Origin of the sequence: Streptomyces sp. NPDC006655 (assembly GCF_040703965.1) — a bacterium.
Taxonomy (GTDB): Bacteria; Actinomycetota; Actinomycetes; order Streptomycetales; family Streptomycetaceae; genus Streptomyces.
This window is the reverse complement of the sequence record NZ_JBEYJU010000214.1, coordinates 1-4,552: the sequence shown is the minus strand read 5'-3', so window position 1 is coordinate 4,552 and position 4,552 is coordinate 1. Positions and strand designations below refer to the sequence as shown.

Below are 4,552 nucleotides of genomic sequence, written 5' to 3'. Positions count from 1 at the left end.
GGCTCCGCCACATGACCCGCCACCCCGCACGCCGATCGCACGCACCGAACGCCGCTCCTTCTTCCACGGAGATCCATCAGAAGGGCCCTAGCGGTGCCGATGAGCGAGCGCCTCGTACGACGCCGCCAACGCCGGTGCCGCCGCCTCGTACGTCCGCTGCGCCACCCCTACGAACAGACAATCCACCACGAGCAGCTGACTCGTCCGCGAGGACATGGCCGCGGGCCGAAGTTCACTCTCCCGCGAGGTCGAGGTGGTGAGCACGTGGTCGGCGTACAGCGTCCTCGGTGAAAGTTTCCTCCGCGTCCTCGTTCACCTTTGAAAACTATTTTCGACTCGGGCTCCCGGTCAAGACCCCGCACAATGGGACCATGGACCCGGTAAGCCCCCTGGAACAGACGTTGCACGCCGCCCGCGCCCTGGTGCTCGCCGATCTCGTCGCGGGCGACGTGGCCCAGGCGGACGTGGTCTCGCTGGTCGAGGACTCGGTCGTACAGCGGCGCTGGTGGGTCGAGCAGTGGCCCGAGGGCGCGGGGTACGTGGCGGGGCTGGTCGCCCAGGACGTGCAGGACGCGCTGCTGGAGCGGTACGGCCGCTGGCCGCTGTGCCCGGTGTGCGGCTCGGGCGACCCGCATGCGCTGGACGTCGAACCGGAGCTCGGCCCCGACCCGCACTGGGTGTGCCACAAGGCGGGCGTCAAGGTCGCCTCCATCGGCTCCCTGGCGCACGCCACGGGCGGGGCGGCGTCCTCGTGACGGTGTACATCGACCCGCCGGACTGGCCGGGCCACGGCCGGATGTGGTCCCACCTCGTCAGCGACGTCTCCTACGCCGAACTGCACGTCTTCGCCGAGCACCTGTCCGTCCCGCGCCGCGCCTTCGAACGCGACCACTACGACATCCCCGCGCACCGCTACGCCGACGCGGTGCGCGCCGGCGCCGTGGAGGTCAGCAGCCGCGAGGTGGTACGGCTGCTGCACGGGGCGGGGCTGCGCAGGCGCAAGAGCGACGCACCCCGGTGACGGTCAGGACGGTCACCGGCCGGCGCGCAGTTCGAAGGCCGGTCCCTCGCCGTCCTCGCTCACCTTGGTGAAGCCGGCTCGGGCGAGCACCGCCTGGGAGGCGGCGTTGGCGGGGTCGGTGGTCGCGAACAGGGAGTTCACGTCGTCGCGGGCCAGCGCCCAGTCGGCCAGGGCGCGGAGTGCCTCGGTCGCGTAGCCGTGGCCGCGGGCGGCCTCCACCAGGTCGTAGCCGATCTCGACGCGGCCCTCCTCGTCCGGCGCGGAGTGGAAGCCGAGACCGCCGACCGCGCGGCCGTCCTCGCGGCGGACCAGGGCGAAAACCCCGAACTCGGGCCGGTGCACGCCTGTTTCGTACGCCTTCAGCAGGAAGCCCGCCGCGTCCCTGGTGCCCTCGTAGGGGCCGCCCTCGATCCACTCGAAGCCGCCGTCGCCGCCGAGGCGCAGGTCGCGGGCCTCGGCGGGGCGGATGCCGACGAGGTCGAGGCGGGCGGCGGCGAGGACGAGGTTGTTGCGCCAGCGCCACTCGGTGACGGGGGCGCGGCCGGGCAGTTCGCCGCGGCCGGTGGCCCACAGGAGGGTCTCCCAGGGCGTCGGGCCGGGCTGGACGTGCGGGAAGAGGAAGGTGAGGACGAACTCGGCGAGTTCCTCGGCGGGGCGGTAGGGGATCTCCAGGCCCTGCGCCATGTCGTGCGTGTGCAGCAGCACCTCGGCGACCCCCATCGCGGCGAATCCCACGCGGTCGGCGCTGCGGAAGGGGTACGGGTGGAAGGCGCGGGCCCCGCGCGGCGCGGTGCGGACGGCGGCGGCGAGCAGGGCGCCGGTGGCCCGGACGACGTGCAGGACGCCGGAGTTGTCGGTGCCCTCTTCGAGGCTGATCTCGAAGGGCACGTAGTCGTCCTGGGCGTCCCCCACCAGGTTGGCGGCGTAGCCGATGAGGTCGTCGGCGACGTGGACGGCCGTCTCGCGGCAACTCCACTCCAGCCGCCCCGCCGTCACCCCTTCCCAGTCCCGGTCGACCACCGTCCCCAGGGTCGCCACACAGTCCGCGACGGCCTCCGTCACCTGATCCCCGCCCATTGCACGCATGGGCCGCACCCTAGGACGCGGGGTCCTCGGCGGTCGACAGCATTTCCAGCTCGGCGGCGAGGTTGTAGCGGGCGGTCGGCTCCCATCTGCTGCGTGCGTACGGGGTTCTGAACAGCGACGGCAGGTCCAGGAGTTGGCGCAGGACCGCGGAACGGCCCGCCCGGAAGGCGTCGTTGGGCACGAAGTGGTACTCCTCGCGCACTTCGGCGGTGTAGGCCGCGTACGCGGCGGGCGGGGCGGCGAGGATCGCCAGGTCGGCGTCGCACAGCACCTCGCCGTTGCGGTCGCCGGGGGCCGGGTCGTGGGTCACGGTGAGCCGGACCAGGCGGGCCACCTCGGCGGTCGCGGACGCGGAGAGCCCGGCCTCGGGGAGGGCGCGCTCGGCGAGGCGGGCCGAGCGCTCCTCGTTCTCCGAGCGGTCCGGCGCGTACACCGCGTCGTGGAACCAGGCGGCGAGCCGGACCAGGTCCGGGTCGTCCGCGTACTCCTCCAGCGTGTCGATGTGGTCGAGGACCGCGGTGAGGTGGGCCGGCGTGTGGTACCGGCGCTGCGGCTCCTGCCAGCGGTCCAGCAGGGCGTCGGCGTAACGGGAGGGGTCGGGGCGGCGGGCGTCCTCCTCCCCTGTCGTGCGCAGCGCGCGCAGCCAGCGGGAACGCAGGTCGTCGAGATCGGCCATGCGTTCATTCTCCCGCGCACCACGGACATCGCCCTAGCGTGGGAGGCATGACTGTTGCCGAGGAACGTGATCCCCAGTTGCCCGGACGTCTCCTCACCGTCGAGCGCGACACCCTGATCCCGCTGCTGCGCGCCCGGCCCGACGCGGACTTCGCGCTGCCGACCGCCGCGTGTCCGGGGTGGACGGTGCGGGATGTGCTCGCGCACTGCTCCGCCGCCCTGATGCGGGTGGTGGACGGCCGTTTCGAGGAGGGGGTGTTCTCGCCCGCGTCGAACGACCGGGACATCGCGGAGCGCGCCGACTGGTCCCACGCGCGCGTGCTGGACGAACTGGAGCGTGGCATGACCGAGGCCGGGGAGGTGATCGCGGGGCGGGCGGACGGCGTGCTGGACCGGGTCGCCCTCGGGGAGTGGGTGCATGCCGGTGATGTCCGCGACACCCTCGGGGAGCCGGAGGCGTACGCGGGCGCGGGCCTGCCGCACGCCCTCTCGCTGCTGGCCCGGGTGACCCGGCAGCGGGGACACCTGCGGTTGCAGGCCGACCTGGACGACGTGGACGAGCCCCTGCACCTGGGCGAGCCGAGCGGGACCCGGACCCCGGCCCGTTTCATCGGGGACGCGGCGACGCTCGTACGGCTGTACACCGGACGGCCCGCGGACGGGGCCTCGTACGAGCTGACGGGGGCGGCAGCGGAGGAGCTGAACCTGTACGGCTGACCGCCGCGGCCCGGGCGGGCTCCGGAGGCGGTCTCGCGGCCGTCGGTGTTCCCCGCGTACCCTGGATTGGACTAGACCTCCTGTGGTCGGTCGCATGGGTACACGGGGAACACCACGGAAGGGGCCCTATGAGCACGCGTGCAGTCCTGGAGGTGATCGCCCTCGACGCCGAGGACGCGGTCGCCGCCCAGGCCGGAGGCGCGGACCGCCTCGAACTGGTCACCGACATGGCCGCCGACGGGCTGACCCCGCCGCCCGGGACCTTCGCCGCGATCAGGGCCGCCGTCGACCTCGACCTGCGCGTGATGCTGCGGCTGGCGGACGGGTTCGCGGCAGGGGACGTCGACCGTCTGCTGGACGTGGCCGGGGAACTGCGCACGGCGGGCGCCGACCAGTTCGTGCTCGGGTTCCTCGACGCGGCCGGCGGGGTGGACCTGCGCGCGGTGGAGCGGGTGGCGGAGGTGCTGGCGGGCTGCCGCTGGACCTTCCACCGCGCGATCGACCGGGCCGCCGACCGCGACGCCCTGCGCAAGGAACTCGCCGACCTGCCCGGCCTGGACACCTACCTCACGGCGGGCGCCGCGGAGGGCGTGGACGAGGGCCTGCCCACGCTGCTGGCGGAGGCACGCCGACGCGGTGAACCGGGCTACGAGCAGACCCTCCTGGTGGGCGGAGGGCTACGGCTCGATCACGTCCCCGACCTGCTGGCGGCAGGGATCGACGCCTTCCACATCGGGGGCGCGGCCCGCCCCGGCGGCTGGACCGGCCCGGTGTCGGAGGCGGCGGTACGGGAGTGGCGCCACGCACTGGACCGACCGGACCGACCGCCGGTGGCCCCACCTTGGGTCGCGGACCCGCACTGACCCGCAACTCCGCCGCCCGGCCGGTACGCCCCCCCGTGCACCCGCACCCGCGGACGACCAGCAGACGACACCCCACCGGTCCCGGCCCCCCCGGCCGGGGGGGTGCCTCTATGTCCTTCGTCAAGGCACCCCCGTCGGGTTTGGGGTGATTGGGGCTTGCTGGGGTCATGCGGCGAGTGCAACGTCCGCG

At 73.8% G+C, this 4,552-nt stretch carries 6 protein-coding genes and 1 pseudogene; 4 read left to right on the top strand and 3 right to left on the bottom strand.

The annotated features are described in order from the left end of the window. Positions 1-87: 87 nt before the first annotated feature. Positions 88-276 (bottom strand): annotated as a pseudogene (locus tag AB0958_RS44560) (RpiR family transcriptional regulator); the annotation flags it as partial. Between the two features lie 95 nt (positions 277-371). Between AB0958_RS44560 and AB0958_RS44555 the strand changes: the two are divergent. Then, positions 372-755: a hypothetical protein gene (locus AB0958_RS44555; protein ID WP_366896199.1), complete on the top strand. Its 384-nt coding sequence runs from the start codon at positions 372-374 to the stop codon at positions 753-755. Then, the gene (locus AB0958_RS44550; protein ID WP_366896198.1) at positions 752-1,021 is read left to right on the top strand and encodes a DUF4031 domain-containing protein; all 270 of its coding nucleotides are present in this window, start codon (positions 752-754) and stop codon (positions 1,019-1,021) included. The genes AB0958_RS44555 and AB0958_RS44550 overlap by 4 nt, the downstream gene beginning before the upstream one ends. A gap of 12 nt (positions 1,022-1,033) precedes the next feature. On the opposite strand, the gene AB0958_RS44545 is transcribed toward AB0958_RS44550, so the two are convergent. Continuing rightward, entirely contained in the window at positions 1,034-2,098 is a 1,065-nt protein-coding gene (locus tag AB0958_RS44545) for a GNAT family N-acetyltransferase (RefSeq protein WP_366896200.1), read from the bottom strand. A gap of 19 nt (positions 2,099-2,117) precedes the next feature. Then, positions 2,118-2,783 (bottom strand): hypothetical protein, encoded by a 666-nt coding sequence (locus AB0958_RS44540; RefSeq protein ID WP_366896197.1) that lies wholly within the window; start codon positions 2,781-2,783, stop codon positions 2,118-2,120. A 47-nt stretch (positions 2,784-2,830) separates the two neighbouring features. Between AB0958_RS44540 and AB0958_RS44535 the strand changes: the two genes are divergently transcribed. Then, the gene (locus AB0958_RS44535) at positions 2,831-3,499 is read left to right on the top strand and encodes a maleylpyruvate isomerase family mycothiol-dependent enzyme (RefSeq protein ID WP_366896196.1); all 669 of its coding nucleotides are present in this window, start codon (positions 2,831-2,833) and stop codon (positions 3,497-3,499) included. Between the two features lie 128 nt (positions 3,500-3,627). Continuing rightward, complete coding sequence (locus tag AB0958_RS44530) at positions 3,628-4,362, top strand: copper homeostasis protein CutC (RefSeq protein WP_366896195.1); 735 nt, start codon at positions 3,628-3,630, stop codon at positions 4,360-4,362. The last annotated feature ends 190 nt before the right edge of the window (positions 4,363-4,552 follow it).